This window comes from Pseudonocardia benzenivorans CB1190 (genome assembly GCF_000196675.2).
Lineage (GTDB): Bacteria > Actinomycetota > Actinomycetes > Mycobacteriales > Pseudonocardiaceae > Pseudonocardia > Pseudonocardia benzenivorans.
Map to the genome: position 1 here is coordinate 1 of NZ_CP002596.1, position 18,112 is coordinate 18,112.

General features: G+C 68.1%; 20 protein-coding genes and 2 pseudogenes. 7 read left to right on the forward strand and 15 right to left on the reverse strand.

Features of this window, described 5'->3' with window-relative positions; all coding sequences use genetic code 11:
- The 4 genes from PSED_RS34635 to PSED_RS34650 all read right to left on the reverse strand — a co-directional run.
- The coding region (locus tag PSED_RS34635; RefSeq protein ID WP_014203860.1) for a TrbL/VirB6 family protein at nucleotides 1–1,150 on the reverse strand (1,150 nt) is incomplete at its 3' end.
- Entirely contained in the window at nucleotides 1,143–1,736 is a 594-nt protein-coding gene (locus PSED_RS34640; protein WP_181391856.1) for a DUF8175 domain-containg protein, read from the reverse strand. The genes PSED_RS34640 and PSED_RS34635, both read right to left, overlap by 8 nt.
- Nucleotides 1,737–1,848: 112 nt before the next feature.
- A complete protein-coding gene (locus PSED_RS34645) occupies nucleotides 1,849–2,127 on the reverse strand; it encodes a hypothetical protein (protein WP_014203862.1) in 279 nt (92 codons plus the stop codon).
- Nucleotides 2,128–2,139: 12 nt separating this feature from the next.
- Nucleotides 2,140–2,640 carry a hypothetical protein gene (locus PSED_RS34650; protein WP_014203863.1) on the reverse strand — a complete coding sequence of 167 codons (501 nt, stop codon included), beginning with the start codon at nucleotides 2,638–2,640 and terminating at the stop codon, nucleotides 2,140–2,142.
- A 297-nt stretch (nucleotides 2,641–2,937) separates the two neighbouring features.
- On the opposite strand from PSED_RS34650, the gene PSED_RS34655 reads away from it, so the two are divergent.
- Nucleotides 2,938–3,324, forward strand: a complete 387-nt coding sequence (locus PSED_RS34655; protein WP_233899525.1) for a hypothetical protein — start codon at nucleotides 2,938–2,940, stop codon at nucleotides 3,322–3,324.
- A gap of 66 nt (nucleotides 3,325–3,390) precedes the next feature.
- Here PSED_RS34655 and PSED_RS34660 read toward each other — a convergent pair whose 3' ends face one another.
- Genes PSED_RS34660 through PSED_RS34670 form a run of 3 tightly spaced genes read right to left on the reverse strand, consistent with a single transcriptional unit; the run spans nucleotide 3,391 to nucleotide 5,036 of the window.
- Nucleotides 3,391–3,705: a hypothetical protein gene (locus PSED_RS34660; protein WP_181391858.1), complete on the reverse strand. Its 315-nt coding sequence runs from the start codon at nucleotides 3,703–3,705 to the stop codon at nucleotides 3,391–3,393.
- Nucleotides 3,706–3,739: 34 nt separating this feature from the next.
- Entirely contained in the window at nucleotides 3,740–4,066 is a 327-nt protein-coding gene (locus PSED_RS34665; protein WP_014203865.1) for a hypothetical protein, read from the reverse strand.
- A gap of 4 nt (nucleotides 4,067–4,070) precedes the next feature.
- Nucleotides 4,071–5,036, reverse strand: a complete 966-nt coding sequence (locus PSED_RS34670) for a hypothetical protein (protein ID WP_233899526.1) — start codon at nucleotides 5,034–5,036, stop codon at nucleotides 4,071–4,073.
- Between the two features lie 685 nt (nucleotides 5,037–5,721).
- On the opposite strand from PSED_RS34670, the gene PSED_RS34675 reads away from it, so the two are divergent.
- From PSED_RS34675 to PSED_RS34695, 5 genes are all read left to right on the forward strand, one after another.
- The gene (locus PSED_RS34675) at nucleotides 5,722–6,168 is read left to right on the forward strand and encodes a helix-turn-helix domain-containing protein (RefSeq protein WP_014203867.1); all 447 of its coding nucleotides are present in this window, start codon (nucleotides 5,722–5,724) and stop codon (nucleotides 6,166–6,168) included.
- A gap of 157 nt (nucleotides 6,169–6,325) precedes the next feature.
- Nucleotides 6,326–6,667 carry a hypothetical protein gene (locus PSED_RS34680; RefSeq protein ID WP_014203868.1) on the forward strand — a complete coding sequence of 114 codons (342 nt, stop codon included), beginning with the start codon at nucleotides 6,326–6,328 and terminating at the stop codon, nucleotides 6,665–6,667.
- Nucleotides 6,668–6,898: 231 nt separating this feature from the next.
- Entirely contained in the window at nucleotides 6,899–7,411 is a 513-nt protein-coding gene (locus PSED_RS34685) for a hypothetical protein (protein WP_233899527.1), read from the forward strand.
- Nucleotides 7,408–8,580, forward strand: a complete 1,173-nt coding sequence (locus tag PSED_RS34690) for an MAB_1171c family putative transporter (protein ID WP_014203870.1) — start codon at nucleotides 7,408–7,410, stop codon at nucleotides 8,578–8,580. Before PSED_RS34685 ends, PSED_RS34690 begins: the two co-directional genes overlap by 4 nt.
- Nucleotides 8,577–9,788 (forward strand): amidohydrolase family protein, encoded by a 1,212-nt coding sequence (locus tag PSED_RS34695; protein ID WP_014203871.1) that lies wholly within the window; start codon nucleotides 8,577–8,579, stop codon nucleotides 9,786–9,788. Before PSED_RS34690 ends, PSED_RS34695 begins: the two co-directional genes overlap by 4 nt.
- A gap of 156 nt (nucleotides 9,789–9,944) precedes the next feature.
- Here the strand turns inward: PSED_RS34695 and PSED_RS34700 are convergent, their stop codons facing one another.
- The 3 genes and pseudogenes from PSED_RS34700 to PSED_RS34710 form a co-directional block, all read right to left on the reverse strand.
- Complete coding sequence (locus PSED_RS34700; RefSeq protein WP_014203872.1) at nucleotides 9,945–10,787, reverse strand: trypsin-like serine peptidase; 843 nt, start codon at nucleotides 10,785–10,787, stop codon at nucleotides 9,945–9,947.
- Between the two features lie 157 nt (nucleotides 10,788–10,944).
- Entirely contained in the window at nucleotides 10,945–12,309 is a 1,365-nt protein-coding gene (locus PSED_RS34705) for a right-handed parallel beta-helix repeat-containing protein (protein ID WP_233899528.1), read from the reverse strand.
- Nucleotides 12,310–12,478: 169 nt separating this feature from the next.
- Nucleotides 12,479–12,637 (reverse strand): annotated as a pseudogene (locus PSED_RS34710) (transglycosylase family protein); the annotation flags it as partial.
- A 115-nt stretch (nucleotides 12,638–12,752) separates the two neighbouring features.
- On the opposite strand from PSED_RS34710, the gene PSED_RS34715 reads away from it, so the two are divergent.
- Nucleotides 12,753–12,980, forward strand: a complete 228-nt coding sequence (locus PSED_RS34715) for a hypothetical protein (RefSeq protein ID WP_014203874.1) — start codon at nucleotides 12,753–12,755, stop codon at nucleotides 12,978–12,980.
- 46 nt (nucleotides 12,981–13,026) lie between these two features.
- On the opposite strand, the pseudogene PSED_RS35860 reads toward PSED_RS34715, so the two are convergent.
- The 5 genes and pseudogenes from PSED_RS35860 to PSED_RS34740 form a co-directional block, all read right to left on the reverse strand.
- Nucleotides 13,027–13,520: pseudogene (locus PSED_RS35860) on the reverse strand (IS110 family transposase); the annotation flags it as partial.
- Nucleotides 13,521–13,696: 176 nt separating this feature from the next.
- On the reverse strand, nucleotides 13,697–15,223 hold the full coding sequence (locus PSED_RS34725) for an AMP-binding protein (RefSeq protein WP_014203875.1): 1,527 nt from the start codon (nucleotides 15,221–15,223) through the stop codon (nucleotides 13,697–13,699).
- Nucleotides 15,220–16,041 carry a sugar phosphate isomerase/epimerase family protein gene (locus PSED_RS34730; RefSeq protein WP_014203876.1) on the reverse strand — a complete coding sequence of 274 codons (822 nt, stop codon included), beginning with the start codon at nucleotides 16,039–16,041 and terminating at the stop codon, nucleotides 15,220–15,222. Before PSED_RS34730 ends, PSED_RS34725 begins: the two co-directional genes overlap by 4 nt.
- A 3-nt stretch (nucleotides 16,042–16,044) precedes the next feature.
- Complete coding sequence (locus PSED_RS34735) at nucleotides 16,045–17,079, reverse strand: ABC transporter ATP-binding protein (protein ID WP_014203877.1); 1,035 nt, start codon at nucleotides 17,077–17,079, stop codon at nucleotides 16,045–16,047.
- Nucleotides 17,079–18,062: an ABC transporter ATP-binding protein gene (locus PSED_RS34740; RefSeq protein WP_325176154.1), complete on the reverse strand. Its 984-nt coding sequence runs from the start codon at nucleotides 18,060–18,062 to the stop codon at nucleotides 17,079–17,081. Before PSED_RS34740 ends, PSED_RS34735 begins: the two co-directional genes overlap by 1 nt.
- Nucleotides 18,063–18,112 lie beyond the last annotated feature (50 nt).

Sequence of the window (18,112 nt, forward strand, 5' to 3'; positions counted from 1 at the left end):
CCGCGGCGCCACCCCCAGCCCCTCCGGCGCCGTTCGCCGTGGGCACGCCGGCCCCGCTCGGGCCGCCCCCCGGGAGGCCACCAGGGCGGCCGACGCTCCCGCCGGGCGATTGACCCTGGCCCCCGCCGGGCGCGCCTCCCGACGGTGCGCCAGACCCTGCGCCGGGCGCACTACCCGGACCGGAGTTCTCCATCATCCGAGACCGCAGCGACGCGGCACCCATCGCGCCCATCGCGCCCATCGCCAGCGCCCCGCCCGCTCCGCTGCCGCCTGTCGCGGCCACTTGGGACCACGAGAAGAAGCGCATCATCGCGGGCATGGCGATGACGGCCAGCACCATGATGAGCAGCCCGATCATCATCGTGGACAGGTCGTCGCTCTCGCCGAACAGCTTGAAACCGATGAGGTAGATCAGGGCGGCGATCGGCTTGTAGAAGATGAGTGTCAGAAGCCATGGGGTGATGCGCTGCATCCACACCTTCGTCGAGTCATTGATCGAGCCGGATGCCGCAAGCGGGAGCAGGACGGCCAGAACGACAATGCCCGCTTGTCGAATAAACGCAATGGCCCATTGGATGGCGGCAAGTATCACGCCGATGAGGGCCAGGACCAGGAAAAGGAACGGGTTCGTCGCCAGCCCGACGGCGAATATCTGCTTCATTCGTTCGGTGTAGGCGTCGACGCCCTGGTCGACCAGGTATCCGGCGAACTGATCTCCGGCGGTCAGTGCCGCGGCGATCAAGCCGACGCCAATAGTGGTGATGACGGCATAACGGATCAGGCCGAGACCAACAGCGACGGCCGGGTCTTTCTTGCGGGACACGGTCATGCGAATAGCCTGAAACAGCACGGAGCCGACTAGAACAGCTGCGGCGATCGGCAGCGTGTAGTTCTGGAGTTTCTCGACTTCGCCGACGTCGAGGCCCGTCGTGGGTGTTTTGATCCACCATGTGAAGGCCTTGCCGATGAGGTCCGCCGCCGCCTCGCCTGCTCGGGATGCGATCTTCTCGAAGGCGTCCTGCGCGACCTGCTCGGCGTGGCAGCCGACGTCGACACCGCAGCCGCCGAAGGGGCTGACCTTGTCCTTCAGCTGCTGCACCGCCTGGGTGCACTGCTCGAAATAGGGTTTGGTCGGATCGCACTCAGGCATGGGGTTGGCCTGCCAGCGGCGTGTAGCCGTCCGTGGAGTTGACGATGCGAGGTCGCGGGGTGGGGACCTGCAGTTTCCAGTCGCCCTGGTACCAGTAGACGGTCCGGGTGAGCTCGGCGTATCCACCGAGCTGCGTAGCCTGCGGCGTAGCGGCGACGATCGAGATATCGAGGGCCCTGGCCGCGACGGAGCCATCGATGATCTTGTAGTAGTACTGCGTGGGGAATGTCGAATCAGGAGTCCCCTGGCGGACGACGGTTGGCAGCGCCTGAAGCACTCCGTCGATATCACCGACGCACTGCTGCCGCAGGGTCGGCTCGTACACTGCCGGGCCGAGAGCGGGCGAAAGACGCGCATCGATATTGATGGCCGCGATCACGGCACCGAGCTCGTCGTCGCTGAAGCCGGACGCGAGACCGTCGGAGATCATTCGCGGTCCGTGATCGCTTGAGACGGGAACAGGTTGAGTGCCGGCCATCTCCCATGAAATGGACTCGGCCTGGTCGCCCTGCTCGGCACGCGGCAGCGTTGCGCTCGAGGTCCCGCGATGGCCAAGAACGAACGCGCCGGCCACGATGACGACCACAGCGACTACCGCGAGGACGATGAGTAGCGGCCGTCGACGGCGAGGCTTCCCGCCGTATTCTCCTACGATGTATGCCACCCGTGCACTCCGTTCGATTCCGCCCAGGGGCTGGCTAGATGGTGAAGACACCCACGAGCGTGGCGGCAGCAGAGGCGAGGGCGAGCCCAGCAATCACCCACATCGATCCGGTCAGTCCTTCTGCTGCGTACTGATTCCTGTTGCGGCGGCCGATGATGATCTGAATCGCGCAGATCAGCAGGCCGGCGACCCCGCCGACGAGCGCGCCGTACTTGAGCCAGCCCAGAACGGTGTTGGTAATAGAGCCCAGTCCCGGAGGTTCGGTTGCTGGCGGATTGGGGACCTGGGAAAGAATGGTGTGCCACAGCGACATGAAGGGTGCTCCTCAGGGGAATGCCGGGTGGTGGAGTGAGGCGAACGGAGGCGGAGAGTTCCGCGTGGAAGCCGCGCGCTCCTGAGCGGATACGAGGTACTCGACGAGGTGCTCGACGGCATCGGTGAACGCGCGCAGGTGCCTGGCCCCATCGGTGGCCAAGACGTCGCGGGCCTGCTCGTATGGGGCGTCCGTATCTCGCCACTCGCTGACGAACGGCACGACGACGATCCCTTGGACGTGGGGCTCGGTCATGCGCAGGCGGGACCGGGTGTTGGGGCCCACTCCCGCGGGGGTGTCACTGACGACCGCCAGGACGGGAGGTCGTGGGGCGGCGGTGATCGCGCGCTGTGCACACCCGGCGGAGTAGAGGGTCGACCGGCAGACCATCACGTCGACGGGCGCTCCGCCTCGGTAGATGCCGCAGTCTTCGGCGCGGAGCGCGGTCGCGATCGTCGATGTACCCACACCGCCTGCGACGCCCGCAACCTGCGGGATGTGGAGCCGTGGCATCAACGACGACCCTCCTTGGGTACGGATTAGTGTGAAGAAAGACTATACAGTTGGGGGCATACAGAGGAGCTGACTTCGAGCATGAGGCGGAACATGGGCACGGATCACGCACGGCCTGGACGGTCCAGATGGCGCGGCCCGGTGGTGTGCGTGCTCGTTGTCGGCGCCCTCGCGGTCGCCGCCTACTTCGTCGGGGTGGCCAGTTCTGGCAGCTCCGCTGCAAGCTCCGGCGATACGGCCGCGTCAGTTCCGCAGAGCGACGGCCCTCTCCAAGCCGCGTTCCCGCGCTCTGATCCGGTGACCAGTGCGATCGCGTGGCTGCGCGCATCGCGGGAGCTGAGTTACCGGGACGCCAGCCCGACCGAGTGGATCGACCGGGCGTTGCCGGTGGTCACAGGCGAGCTGCAGAGGCAGTATCAGCAGGCTCGCACCGGGTCTGTTGGCGCAGACTGGGATGACTTCGTCGCGGATCACTGCAGGACCACGGTGGAGGGGCCGGCCGGGGTGATTCCAGCCGAGGCGCCACGGACTGCGAGCGTCGTGTCCGTCCAGGTGACTGGGAACCTTCGGACCAGCTGCGACGTGCAGAGTGCGGCGGTCCCCCCGGTCGAATCGGTCGCCGCGACGATCGAGCTCACGCGAAGCAGTGATGGGCTGTGGCGAGTTCGCCAACGACTCTACTGAGTACGATCGTACGGGTACCACGACGACGTCTCCTCTGATTTGTCGCAGCGCCTGACCGCTCCGCAGTCAGGCAGCAGAGCCCACGCGGCTGAGCGCCACCGCGTGCTGCATCTCGGCCAAGGCTCCGATCAACCGGGGGCTGCAGTCCTGGTCTGCGTCGAGCTCGCCCATCGCAAGCACGATCTGGGTCGCCGTCGCCACGAGCGCCGCGCGAAGCTGGAGACGCCGCACCTCATCCTGCCGCTCGGCGGGCGTGATGCCGGGATCGTCGACCGCGGGGGAGAGGGCGACCGTAGCGGGTCTCGACTCGTCTCGGATCCCGGCTTGCGGCATCAGGTCGTCCGTAGTCGGATACCGCATGAGTTGCTCCTTCGGGTTCACGAGTTCTTCCCGGGCTGCTGCTGGGGGCGAGTGGTCATTTCTCGATGGGCGGGTCGAGGTCAACGGGTGACTGCTGTTGCTCGGCGGCCGCGGGCGACACGTCGCTCGTGTCGGGGTACGAGGTTGCCGAGGACCGGACGAGGGCAGCGCGGCGCGCCGCGACCAGCTGGCCGAGGTGCGCTAGCCAAGCGCTGCGGTAGGCCTCTGGCTCGTCCCCGCGACCGTCCCAGGGGCAGGTCTGCTCGGCCAGAGCGGTGGCCTCGAACGTGACCTCGTCGACGAACTGGCGACCGCCGACGGCCATGGCGTCGCCGATGAGCTCGTCTTGGAGGTCGGGCTCATAGGGCTCACTGATGTCCATCGGATCATCCCACCGGTGCCCCGGAGGCCCCCGCAATGAAGCCGGCCATCCGGCCCTGCGGGGTGTTCATCGCGTAGTCATAGGCCTGCTGCGCGGACGACCCACTCGATGTGCCCCCCGAGCTCGACCCGCTCGAGCGCCGCGATGCAGACGCGGAGCGGGGAGCCGGAGCATCCGAGTCGCTGTCCGAACGGGAAGCGTCCGAGCTGTCGCGTTCCGGTGGAGGCGACGGGTTGCGCGACGAGGCTTTCCCGGTTCCTGCGGTGTCGGACCTGCTCGATGAGCTGCTGTTTGCATGCGTCGGCGTCGCCTGCCGGTTCACAGCACGGACCGGTTTGGTGACTGCCTCAACCACACCGCTAGGGGGGCGAAGACCAGCCGAGGCCGGTGCCTGAGCCGACCTGGGTACATCCTCGCTGGCGAGGATCGTCTGGTCCCGTCGGGCGCCGGAGTTGGTGGACGGGGGTGCCGGCTGGGGCGAGGGCGGTGCTGGCGCTGGCGGATGATTGCGCAAGTCGAGGACCTGTTGCGTCAGAGGAGTGGTCTGGTCGACCGGATCGGGAACCGGGCTGAGCTGAGCGGCCACGACACCTTGCTGTAGCCGATCGATGTCGGCTTGTCGGGCCGCACGTTCCTGCAGGAGCAGGTCACGCCGCGCGGTAAGCGCGTCGCGTACATAGAGTTGATCGGGACTCAACCGGCCAGCGGGCGGCAGGCTGTTGAGTGTGGCGGTCACCTGTGCGATCTGCCGATCCAGGTCGGCAATCGCTGCGCGCGCCTCTGCGAGCTGATTCAGGGTTGCAAGCTGGCTCTGAAGCGCGGCGCGCTGCTGCTCGAGCATCGTCTTCCGCGTCAGCATCGCCCGGACCTGTTCCGGCGTTCCCGCGTACAGCTGGGCGATCTGCGTGTTCCACACGGCCTCCGTTGTCGCGATCGTGGCGAGCTGTCGGTCGATCGAGCTCAGCGCCACGCGAGCCTGGGATTCCCAGGACGCAGGGGCGACGGGTCGGGGTACGTGGTCGGAGTTGAAGGAGTCGACGCGTTCGTGGATCACGAACAGGCCGCAGGTGGCGAGTACTGCAGCGGCTCCCGCGACCGCAACGAGACGTCGCGCTGGACGAGGGCGCAGCCTGTGGACCACTCCGGAATCGGAGAGGCTCAGGGATGCCTGCTCAACGGATGCGGCGCGCGGTCCAGCGTCCGTGGACGACAGCGGTGGCACGGAGTCCTCGACCGCGGTGGAGGCGGCCGCCCGTGCCCGATCGCGTGCGTGGTGCTCCGGTGAGCAGTATCGGCGCGGTGGACGCCCATCCAGCGACCTGGGGACACTGGTCTCACACCCCGGAAGGGCGCACTTGGGTGTCCTCTCGCCAGCTCGCGACTCATCTTCCAACATCGTGGCCCTCACCCCCGATCAGCGCGAACAGCACGAAACCTGCGTGAACGACGTTCCGCCCTCGGCAGGGGACCCGTCGCCAAGCGGCAGCGGAGCAGGATTTGCCCCTGTCTTTCCGTGACCGTTCGACTACGCTGGCGAACATAGCAGACGTCAGCGAACACTAGGTAGCGAACGAACATGTCAGCGAACACTCGTGGCCTATGTGTTCGCTCTGACGCTCACAGCGGGAGTGGTGGCATGCGAGTCGAGGGAGCCGATGACTGACGGGAGCGCCTCAGCGCGCCGGCCGAGTACGTTCGCCGAGAAGCTCAACAGGCTCTTCGAGGTGATGCATCCGGTGGGCGCCGGCCCGTTCAGTACGAGGGAGATTGCTGCGCGAGTGAAGGAGCAGGGCGGGTCGATCTCGCCCGCATACCTCTCTGAGCTGCGCAATGGCATCAAAACCAGTCCAACGCTGGACCGAGTGATCCAGCTCGCACAGGCGTTCGGGGTTAGCGCGGGCTACTTCACCGACCCTGAGGTGGCTGCACGGGTCGACGCCGAACTCGACAAGATCGAGGCCCGACATCGCGACCGGCACCTGATCGAGCTGGCCGAGCGGACCGCTAGCCTCGACGACGGCGATCGTGCGGCGCTGGCTTCACTCGTTGAGGCGCACCTCCAGAAACGCCGACAGGCGCGCGGCGACGGCGCGAGCTCGTAGAACGGACCGTCGATGGCTCCGGAGCCAGGGGGACTGTCCGGTAGCATAGCGAACGATTAGCAAAGTTGTTCGCTGAAGCGAACGCGGACCCTGCCGGTACCGTCCTACTTCTCTGCCGGTACTTCGCGCTTCTGCCAGCGCGGCGGAGGTGAGCCACATGAGCGCTAACACTCGACTCAGGGAGAAGGTCTCGCGCCTGCTCCGAGAGAGGGCTCCCGGATGGACCTGGCGCGACCTCAACGCCGCTCTCCGCGCTGCAGGAGTCCGGCTGGGCTGGCTCGACGAGGCAATCGCTGGGCGTACTGAGACGCGCGATGGAGACGCGCTCGAAGCCCTCGCGGGCCTCTTTCGAGTCCCGGTCCAGTACCTCGACGATGACGACTTCGAGCTCCGCGTTCTGCGGTTCTGCGGCCCGTGCCGGGTTGGAGAGGTCGGGACGAGTGACCTCGAAGCGATCCTCGTGCCTTTGGCGCGCGCGGTCGCCCGCCACTCACAGTGAGGCCGAGTGGCGACTGGCAATCCGCCTCACCTGAACGACCTAGATCAACGGCAGACGCCGAGCGCGTCGAGTAGCGACTGATAATCCTTCTGGTGGTTTTGGCGCACCTCCGCCCTTCTGGCCGTCAGCGGCGATCAGAATAGTTCGCCGCGATTTGTACGTGCCCGCGCGAGAGGAAGACTTGAGAGCGTAATGAACAGACGATCGCTACATAGGCTCGCGCGCGCGACCGTGGCTGCGCTGGACTTGCGACCGCCGCTGGACATCGAGCTGTTAGCTGAGCGCTTCGGCGCGCACCGCGGAAAGGCGCTCGATCTGGTTCCAGCCGACCTGCCAGTCGATGCGGCGTTCGGAATCACCGGTGGTGACGAGTACTGCGACGTGATCATGTATCAGCAGCAGACAACACGGACGCATCAGGTGCACATCATCCTTCATGAGATGGCCCACCTTATATGCGGGCATCCGCGCCTAGCCGTAAACCACACGTTCAAGGCGCCATCCCGAGATGAATTCCACGAAGTCTCCGGAGATATGATCGATTTGATCTTCGGCCCTGTTCCGAAGAAGCCGGGAGCAGTGCGTTCGGGCACGCCTACCGTCTACGACGACCCGATCGAGTGGGAGGCCGAAACTATGGCAACTCTGCTGATGAGGTGGGTTGAACTCCCGAGGGAAACGTCCTGGGGGGCCACGAACAAGCGCCTGGAATCAGCGCTCGGAGACCCTGGAGTCTGGGCGTGAGGACGGCGCCTGCGATCCTCGTCGTAGGCGTTCTCGTCCTGGTCTGGCAGGGCTACCGGCTGCGCCACCGTGCCGCGAGCCTGGGATCATGGGCCATCACCATTGCTTTGTTTGCGGTCTGCGGTTCCGTGGCGTTGCGAATCCTTGCTGAGCCCGGAAAACTCCTCGCCACGCTCAACCCGGCAATTCGCATTCTGCTCGTCAACCTCGTCATCGTTGCGGCGACCCTGGCCTTGCATCTGTTCTGGCTCCACATGGCGCGCGAGGTCGTTGATAGCCACAAGGTTCGGATGGCCATCGGGACCGCTGCCGCGGTTGCTCTCCTGCTGACTGTCCTAGTGATTGGGATAGTCGCGTCCGGCTCTAACTTGAACTACGAGAGAACGAGCCTGCAGGGACTGCCTGCTGCGCTGTTCTATGTCAGCGCTGGTACCTATTTTAGTTGCATCCTGATCGGATGTAGCGTGTGGATGTTCAGGCAGTCTCGCAGAGCAGCGGGGCATATCCGGGTCGGGTTCGCACTGACCGGAATCGGCAACGCTTTGGGCGGCGCCTTTTGTGTAGTAAACGCTATCTTCGTCGTGATTGTCTACTTCGGTGGACCACACCTCAGAGTCCCGGCGATGGTGGCAACGGCCGTGAACTCGATCGCGGCGCCTTCCATCGTGCTCGGGTTCATGCTGCCGACCCTCGTCGGGCGGTTGAAAGCTTTCAGCTACTGGTGTTGGCAGCTCCGGTCCTACGTCGGGCTCCGGCCCCTGTGGGAGGCGGCAATGGCGCTGCACCCTGAGTTCAAGCTCAAGCCCAAGCCCTCCGGTCCACAAGGCGGAGGCCAGGCCACCGAATCCGAGACAGAGACCACGAGCCGACGGCTGCGAGGTGTCGATGTCGATTACCGCCTGCATCGACGACGGGCCGAGTGCTACGACGCCCTGACTAAGGTCCGCGATCATCTTCGCGGCGACGACACGACCAGTCCAGCGGCGCTTGCTCTCGTCGAGGTCCTCAAGCAGCACCCAGACCTCGGCCACCTGGCAGAGCAGGAACAAGTGTCGACCAGCGCAGCAGTCCGTAGAGACACAGACCGGCTCGTAGAGATCTCCAGGGCGCTCGGCCGAGTAGGGTCGGCACAGCGTCCACAATCTCGGGGGAGTGGAGCGACGCGATGACAGACATGCTGATTCTGGGCGGCCGGGTGTTGATTGGCCCGCCCGGCGCCTCGATCGAGGACGGTGCTGTCCTCATCCGTGGGGAGAAGATCGCTGCCGTGGGGCCGCGGGCGGCGGTCCTCGCGGCGGCGGGCGGCGCCGAGACGGTGATCGACTGCTCGGCTTCCACCCTGCTTCCCGGACTTATCGACGCCCACGCCCACCTCGTGCTCGACGGCGGTGCAGATCCTGTCAAGGCCCTGTCGGCTGTCCGAGGAAACCGCGCACAGCTGCTAGCCACAGCAGCAAAGCACGCGGAGGAGGCCCTGCTCGCCGGAGTGACAACCATGCGCGACGCCGGCGACGTGGAGGGTGTCGCCGTCGAGCTGCGTGACGAGATCCTCACCGGCGCACGCCGCGGACCCCGCCTTCTCGCTTGCGGCGCACCGGTGACCACGCAAGGCGGGGACGGGGCCTTCTTCGGCGGTGAAGCGACAGGAGAAGTTGGTGTCCGTAAGGCGGTCGAGGCTCGAGCGGGCCTCGGGGCCGACCACATCTCCCTGATTGCCAGCGGCGGTCACCTCAGCCCCGACAGCCCACCGACGTGGCAGGCCACATACAGCCAGGCAGAAATGGTCGCCGCCGTCGACGAAGCCCATCGCGCCGGCCTGCCGATAACGGCCCAGGCGCACGCATCCGACGCGATCGAGCGCGCGGTACTAGCAGGAGCCGACATCATCGGACACTGCAGCTGGGTAAGCGGCGAGCGGCAGGTGACGCGTAGCTCTGCTGTCGCTGCGAAGATGGCAGCCCTGGGCACCTCGGTGTGCATCGTCGGTTCTCGACGATGGCGCCTGGTTGTCGAGAACATGGGCGAGGCGCGCGCCCGTGAGGCCTTCTACGACCGCTTGCCCTGGCTCGACAGCCTGGGGGTCAGGCTGCTCATCGGGACCCGCGCCGGCACAGCGAACGCGCCCTTCGGGGACATCGTCAGCGCGCTGGAGATGTACGAATGGGCTGGTCTCCCTAGAGAGCGCATTCTCGAACTCGCCACGGTCGGGGCTGCGGCTGCACTCGGGCTCGCCGACATCACCGGCCGCCTTGAGCCAGGCCTGTGCGCGGACCTCATCGCGGTAGATGGTGATCCACGATTGGCCCTCGACTCATTGCGCACCCCACGCCTTGTCATTGCCCGCGGCGAGCTGTCTGCTCTCCAAACCGCCGGGTGACGAATACCAAGGCGAGCACGCCCTCGTCGGCTGGCGGACATGCACTCCGGCAAGGCCGCCAGTCGACGATAGCGATCGCGGTGACACCAGCGCGGTGCGCGAGGACCCCACCGCGGGCCTACCCGCCCACGCGCGAGCGCGGCTGTGGAGGGCGGTTCACCGGGTGCCTGCCTGGTCGGCGGCCTGGTAGAGCGCGGCCGCGAAGCCGCCGATCGGGATGCCGGACAGCCGCCCGCTGGTGCGGTCGACGTAGCTGGTGACCGCGGTGACGGTGCCGGCGCCGGTGGCCGGGTCGAACCGGGTCAGCCACGGCCCGCCGGAGGCGCCCGGGGTCATCGCGCACGGCATCTGCAGCGCACCCCACTGGTCGTGGTTGATCGTGACCGCGCTCGACGCGCAGCGACGCAGGCTCAGCCCGTCGAACGGGGCCTCGGCGGGATACCCGAGCACCGTCACCGGCGCGCCCGGGGTGGGCCGGGTGAACGTGATGGTCTGCGACCCGGCGACGGCGGCCACGGACCGCCCGTCGCGCGGGGCCAGGCGCAGGAACGCCACATCGAAGGTCGGGTCACCGGTCTGGGTCCAGCGCGGGTCGACCCAGGCCCGCTGCACCGGCCACCGCCCGTAGGGGGTGGTGTCGCCGGCGCGGCCGGGGATGAGCTGGCCGAGCGGGAGCCACCCGGGCGGGCCGGGCAGTTCCGCGGCCATCGGCCCGGCCGCGGGCCAGTACACGCAGTGGGCCGCGGTGACCGCGACGTTCCCGGTGCGCGAGCCCACGACGGTGGCCGTGCATGACGTCGTGGCCGACAGCAGCTGCCCCACCGACGCCGAGCGCGGCGCCCGGTACAGCGCGCCACGCGAGTCGTCCCCGCCCGCGCCCGCGGCCGCGGCGGCGTCGAGGGCCGGCCGGTGAGTGCTGTCCGCTGGGACCGTCCCGTCGCGCACGGGGCGGGCCTGCGGCGGCCCGTACCGGCCCGACGGCGAGGCCAGCGGCGCCACGACGCCGTCGGCGTGGGCAACTCGGACCGGACCGGCAGCATGGAGCTGAGTGGAGGGGGCAGCGGCGGCGACGAGGGCCGACCCGCCGACCGTGAAGGCGGTTAGGGCCGTTAGCGCGGCGCGGCGCGGGTCGAGCGCCGGCGGGGGCGAGACGCGGTCACTGATCCTCCGCCGAGGATCCCGGCCGCGACCCCGGGCCGCTCGATGTCCCCGGGCCGCTCGATGTCCCTGAGCCCAGGGCGGTGGTGACCTGGGGGAAGACGCCGGTGACGTTGCCGAGCAGGGTCACGCCGGGGTGCGCGGCGGGTGGGGTGTTGCCGTCGCCGAAGGTGTTGGCGCGCACGGTGATCGCGCTGAGGGAGTCGGTGTTGTAGGTGATCGCGCCGCGCTTGTTGCCGCCGAGCTTGTTGCTGGTGATCGTGACGTCGGAGAGCTGCCCGCTGGACTCGACCCAGAAGTCGATCCCGGCGCCGACGTTGTCGCGCACCACGTTGTCGCTGATCGTGATCCCGGACAGGCGGCGGGTGGTGGAGTAGTTCTCCACGGCCAGCCCGATGCCGGACTTGCTGGCTTCGGTGGCCCCCCACACCTGGTTGTGCGCGACGGTGAGGTCGTGGGCGGAGTCGAGGTAGATGTTGGGGCCGCGGTTGGCCCAGACCTGGTTGTCGTGGATGAGGCCGTCGGCGGCTTCGTACTTTGCGTCGATGCCTTCCTCGCCGTTGTCGTGCACGGCTGAGCCGACGATCTCGAAGGTCTTCGTGCCGACGATGGAGATGGCCTCGTTGCTGGCCGAGGTGCCGCGGGCGTTGTTGCCGTGCACGTTGGCGTCCTGGACGAGCACGTCCTGGCCGTTCGACAAGACGATGCCGCCGTCCTGGGAGTCGGCGACCTCGCAGCTCCGCACGACGATGTGGTCGATCTTGTCGCCGTAGATGCCGTGGCTGGCCGAGCCCTTGATGGTCAGCCCGACCAGCCGGACCCAGGAGCGCCCGTCGAGGGAGACCAGCCCGTTGCCCTCACCGCCGGTGATCACCACGCTCGCGCCGGGTGCGGCGGCGATGGTGAGCCACTTGCCCGGCGCGCCGTCGCGGGACACGGCAAAGCCGGGATAGGTACCCGCAGAGACCTGCACGGTGTCACCAGGCTGAGCCGCGGCGACCGCGGAGCTGATGTCGCGGTAGGTCCCGCCGGCGCCGACCGTCAGTGTGCGGCCGCCACCGGGAGCCCCGTCGTCGATGCCCTTCGTCGGCGCCGTCCCCGTGCTGGTCCCGGTGTCGCTGCCGGTGCCCGCGCCGCTGCTGCAGGTGGCGGGCGCGCTGAGCCCAGCCTTGACGAGCGCGTCGTGAATGGCCTTCGCGCGCGGGTCGGTGGCAGTGGCGGTGGCCGCGGCGAGGTCGGCAGCCGCCGCACGCCACCCACACGACGCCGCGGAGGTGTTGAGGATGGCCAACGGCGAGTTCTCGGTCGCGCCTGCGGGCCCGGCGCCGGTAACGAGCCCGAGCGCCACCAGGCTGGCGATCACCCCGGTGCGGGTGACGTGGCCTGACCGATCTGCCGTTTCCGCGCTGCTGCAGCCGCGGCGCACGCGCACTCGCATCACAGACCGAGGCCAAGCACGACGAGGTCGAGAAGGAGCAGCACGATCAGCGGGCCGACCATGGCCATGCTGAGTCCACTTGATCGGGATGGGGTCACTGCAGACCCAGCTTGCGAGAGCATGCGGGCCACGCCGAGTAGCCGCCGCGGTCGGCCTTGACCTTCTCCGCCACCGCGATCTGCTGCTCACGGGTGGCCTGGTCCGCGCTCGGCGCGTACTGGTCACCGCCGTAGGCCTTCCAGGTGGCGGCGTTATCTGTAGGTGGCGAGAGTTTCCGCAGGTCGTTCGGGTTTTGCCGCGTGGGGCAAGTCCGTTCTGTGCGGTGGTGGTGATCCGCGCGCTCCTTCCTCGGGCGACCCGAGGTCGTCGTGGAGTTCACCCATTGGGACGAGGTCTTCCCTATGCACGGATGGGACCTGTACGACGACGCTGCCGCTGTGGTCGGGACGGAGACTGCTACCGGTCTTATCACCGACACGCGTGACCTACTCCAGTACAGACAGCTCTTCGACCGGCTGGAAGCCTTGGCGTCTAAGGGCGACGCGCTGACGGCAGCGCTTGCCCGCCTGCGCTCCGACTACGCCAGCCTCGGCTGAGTAGCAACATGCAGTCCTGCAACGACGCTGCGAGGTCGGGCTACAAGGTCAGATCGGTGGCGGCACCGCCGGGCACCAGGTCACGCAGCAGCGCATGGAGCTGGTTGATCAGCCGGGTCCGGTGCGAGACCAGGTTGGCGCGACGCTCATCGAGCAGGGCCAGCGCGGTGCAGAGGTCCTTACCGGTGATGGGTCGGGCATCCCCGGCCAGCGCGGCCACGCTCGCCGCGGCGGCGGCGTCGATTCACACCGTTCTTGCGTCGTCCACCGCGGGACAGCTCCCGCACCCGGGCGGTGGCCGTGCACGGCACGTCCTCGACCTGTTCCTCGCGGGCGACCAGCCATTGCGCCAGGTGTCGGCCCAGGCCGCGGGCGTTCTCCACGGCCCATCGACGGGCCTCGAACCGGGTCGCCCATCGCAGCAGCTGTCGGTAGCCGGCCAACGTGGCGTCGACCTGCAGCGACGCCAGAACGCGGTGGGTGGCGGGGCCCAGCGCGCTCGCTGTATGAGTTCGTGTGTGGGGGGTCGATTCCGATGATGACCGTGACGTCCTCCGATCCAGCGCGACGGGCGGTGGGACCGCGGACGACATGCCGACTTCCAGCTCCGTCGACACGGGGAGCACACCTCTGTCGAGTCAGACCGCAGCCCCGTGGACGCGGGTCTTCTCCTCAAGTGAGGTAACAGATCCGGGGCCGCCCGGCCTCCGATCTGCTCAACCGCCGGAGGGCGACGACATCCGGCCAGTGCGCGGCATCGCCACGGCTTTCCCGCCCCTCCCGTTTAGCCGCTCGTTGCGCAGCTCCCCGCGGCGGACCTTGCCGGCGTCGCTCCGCAGTGGATGGTCGACGTATTCGACACTGCGGGGGACCTTGTAGGCGATGAGGCGCTCCCGGAGGAATGTCGCCAGATCCTCTGGGGGGACTTCCCGCGGATCGGCCTCCAAGACGGCGTGCACCACATTGCCGCGGTCGTCGTCTGGCAGCCCAATGACCGCCACCGACCGAACCGCCGGGTGCTCGAGGATCGCCGCTTCCACCTCCGCCGGATAGACGTTGACCCCGCCGCTCAGGACCATGTCCTGGAGCCTGTCCGCCATGTACAGGTAGCCGTCGTCGTCGAACCAACCGACGTCGCCGAGAGACTCCCAGCCGTCCTCGGTCGATCGTGCCTCGGCGCCGATGTAGCGGTACATCGGTGTCGCGCGTGCCGGGTCACCCCGCAGCCACACCTCGCCCCGCTCGCCCGTCCCGAGCGGTTCGCCCCGCTCGTTTCCGATCCGCATCTGACCGACGACCACCCGCCCGACCGATCCCGGACGCTCGAGCCATTCGGACCCGGTGATGAGAGTGAGCGCCTGCTGCTCGGCAGCCGAGTAGATCTCGACGATTCGCTCCGGCCCCAACCAGTCGATCCAGCGACGCTTCAGCCAGGCGGGGCAGGGCTCGGCCATGTGCCAAACCGACTCAAGGGACGATATGTCATACCGGAGCCGGGCCTCGTCGTCCAGGTTGATGATCCTCTTCATCATCGTCGGCACGGTGTAGAGCACGTCGGCGCCGAACTCCTCGACGGCCGCGAGTGTGCGCTCCGGTTCGAACCGCTCGAGGACGACGACGAGGCTGCCCGCGATCAACGCCTCGCACGCCCACAGCACAGGACCGTTGTGATGGAGCGGGCCGGGCACCACGACCACACCGCCATCACGGAAGCCACGGCCCCACATCCTCGGGACACGGGGATCGAAGAGTGCCGGGTCTCCCGAGACGATCAACTTGGGGCGCCCCGTCGAACCGCCCGAGGTCGCGATCTTCCATGCGGGCGAGACCACGTCTGGCAGCCCCGGCACAGGACTCCCGTCGAGGAGATCCCGGTGGTCGATCCCCACATGGGGACACCCCGCCACACCTGCCGGCCAACGGCTGATTACGGCCCGCGGCGCCGCCAGAGCGACGATCGCCTCCAGCTCGGTCCGGGGGAGCTGCTCGGAGACCGCCTGCGGGATCGCTCCCGCCTTCCAGCACGCCACGTACGCGACGAACCACTCGACACAGTTCGGCAAGGCCACCGTGACGACGTCACCGACCACGACCCCCTGCGCGAGGAGCCGGTGGGCGAGCCGGGTGCTGGCCTCGTCCAGCTGCGCCCGTGTGAGTGATTCTGGTCCGCAGACGACAGCGAGCCGATCTGGATCGGCGATGGCCAGGTCGGAGAGCCGCCGGGGGTACGACACAGTGCTCACGATCGGTTCTCACCTTCGGTTTGACGGACGGAGAGCCACGATGTCAGCGTGGCGAGGTCCGCAGCCAGCTGTTCGGGTCGGTCGTCCTTGACGTGCTCGATCAACGCGAAGCGGTCGCGGCCCCACAACCCGGGCTCCCGGGAATGCCGCAGGATCTCGCGCCAGAGGTACCGCCACGCGACGAGCGGGTAGCGGTCCTCGTAGCTGCGCCACGCGAACAGATGCAGGTGCGATACCCGAGCCGCTACCGACCGGTACTCGGCGACCAGGTCCGCCACCGACCCCGGCCCATCCGGCTGCCAGTAGACGAAGAAGCGCGGGTCGTCGATCTGCCGCAACAGCGCGGCGGCAGACTCCGCCGTCGCCGTGATGGTCTGGCGATGGTATTCGAGCGACGCCGTGAAACCCCGACCGGTGATCAGCGGAACGACCGCGCGGACGCCGTCCACGACCCGGCGGCGCTCGTCCGACGCCGCGTCCGGGGTGATCCCGAGCTCTCCCCAGATCCGGATGTTGCCGACGCCCAGCGCCTCGGCCACATCCAGGACGGGCCCCAGCTGGTGGAGAACATCGGCGGTGCCGGCCTGCAGGTACGTTCCGTAGGAGACGCACTCGATGCCCGCGTCGCGGCACCGCTCGGCGAGCCGTTCCGCACCGGCAGCGTCGCCCGGTGGGACGTGGACGTCGGCTCCCCACTCGATGCCCGCCGCACCGCTGCTCTCGGCGAGACGCACCACCTCGTCGCTGGACAGCTGCCGCAATGCGATTGAACAGACCCCCGGCCGGACCGCGACCGACTCCCGCATCCCGTCTGCCACGTCTTACCTAGCCTTCCCGGCGGATTGCGGTACGGCCGCTGCAACGTCAGGATCGATCGGCGGGTAGTGACAGGCGGTGAAGTGCCCGGAGGACACCTCCCTTACCTGTGGTTCCTCCTCGGAGCAGCGCGACTGGGCAGCGGGGCACCGGGTACGGAAACGACAGCCGCTCGGTGGCGCGATCGGTGAGGGCAGCTGACCCTCGACGAGCGGCACAGGCTGCCGTTCGTGGCCCGGGTCGGCGACCGGGATGGCCGAAAGCAGAGCCGAGGTGTAGTGGTGCGCCGGGCGGGCGTATACCGCCTCGGCCGGTCCGACCTCGCACACCTTGCCCAGGTACATCACCATGACCCGATCACTGATGTTCTTCACGACGGCCAGGTCGTGCGCAATGAACACCAGGGTAAGGCGATAGCGCGCCTTCATATCCTCGAGCAGATTCAGGATCTGCGCCTGCACCGAGACGTCGAGGGCCGAGACCGGCTCGTCGCAGATGACCAGCTTCGGGTCCAGTACGAGCGCGCGGGCGATCGAGATCCGTTGGCATTGCCCACCGGAGAACTGGTGCCGGCGACGTGACACCACGGAGTCGGGGTCGAGGCCCACTGCGGCCAGTACTTCCCAGACCTTCTCGGTCTGGCCGGCGGCGTTCCCGCGCCGCCAGATTCTCAGCGCCTCGACCACGATGTCCCCGATCCGGCGCCGGGGATTGAGCGACGACACCGGGTCCTGGAAGATCATTTGGAGGCGAGGCCGTACGCGGCGCAGGTCCTGGCCCCTTAACGACGTGAGCTCCTCCCCCTCGAAGACCACAGATCCCGAGGTCGGGCGGCGGAGCTGCATCACAGCCCACCCGGTGGTGGACTTGCCGCAGCCGGACTCGCCGACGATACCGAGGGTCTCGCCCTCCTGGACGTCGAAGCTGACGCCGGACACCGCGTGAACCGTTCGACCACCTGCCGAGGGGAACTCGACGACCAGGTCCTGCACCCTCAGGAGCGCGTCCTCACGCAGGTGCGCCGTACCGCTGCCGGCCATCAGGTCGTCGCCGACGGCATCGGAACGCGGCCCGAGACGGTGTCATGGGCGTTCCCGGGCGGCCCTGCTTGTTCCGCCTCGGCACCCAGCGGGAACCAGCAGCGATAGCGGTGGCCGGGGTCGACCCCTCCGACCAGCGGAGGTGCGTCCTGTCGGCACCGGTCCTGCGCCGACGGACAGCGTGGCGCGAAACGGCAGCCCGGCGGACGGTCGAGGAGGGCAGGAGGTCGACCGGCGATGGCCGCTAACCGCGTGTGGCTCGGGTCGTCGACCCGCGGAATCGATCGCAGCAGTGCGTCGGTATAGGGCATGCGGGGCGTTCGGAACACCGACCGTGCCGGACCCTGCTCCACGATCTGGCCAGCGTACATCACTGCGATGTCGTCGGCCCGACCTGCGACGACTCCGAGGTCGTGCGTCACCAGGATCATCGCCATGAACCGCTCCGACTGCTGCTGCTGGAGCAAATCGAGGATCTGACTCTGCACCGTGACGTCCAGTGCCGTCGTCGGCTCGTCGGCGATGAGGAGCCGCGGGCCGCAGGCGAGCGCGATCGCGATACCGATCCGCTGCCGCATGCCGCCCGACAGCTGGTGCGGGTACTCCCGTGCGCGACGCTCCGGCTCAGGGATCCGGACGGACCGCATGAGCTCGACAGCTGCGTCGTCGGCCGCGGATCTCGTCATCCGGCGATGCGCGCGCAAGACCTCGGTGATCTGGCGGCCCACCCGCACGACCGGGTTGAGCGACGTCATCGGGTCTTGGAACACCATCGACATCTCGGTGCCCCAGATTCTGCGCAGCTCCGACGGCTGCATCTGGTCCAGCCGTAGACCGCGGAACAGCACCTGGCCGCTGCACTCGATATTCGCACGGGGAAGCAGCCCCATGATCGAGCGAGCGAGCATCGTCTTGCCCGAGCCGGACTCTCCGACGATACCCAGCGTCCTGCCCTGTTCGAGCTGAAAGGAGACGTCGTCCACCGCCCAGGCTGTTCCTTCCGACGAGCGGAATCCGGTGCGGAGTCCGTCGA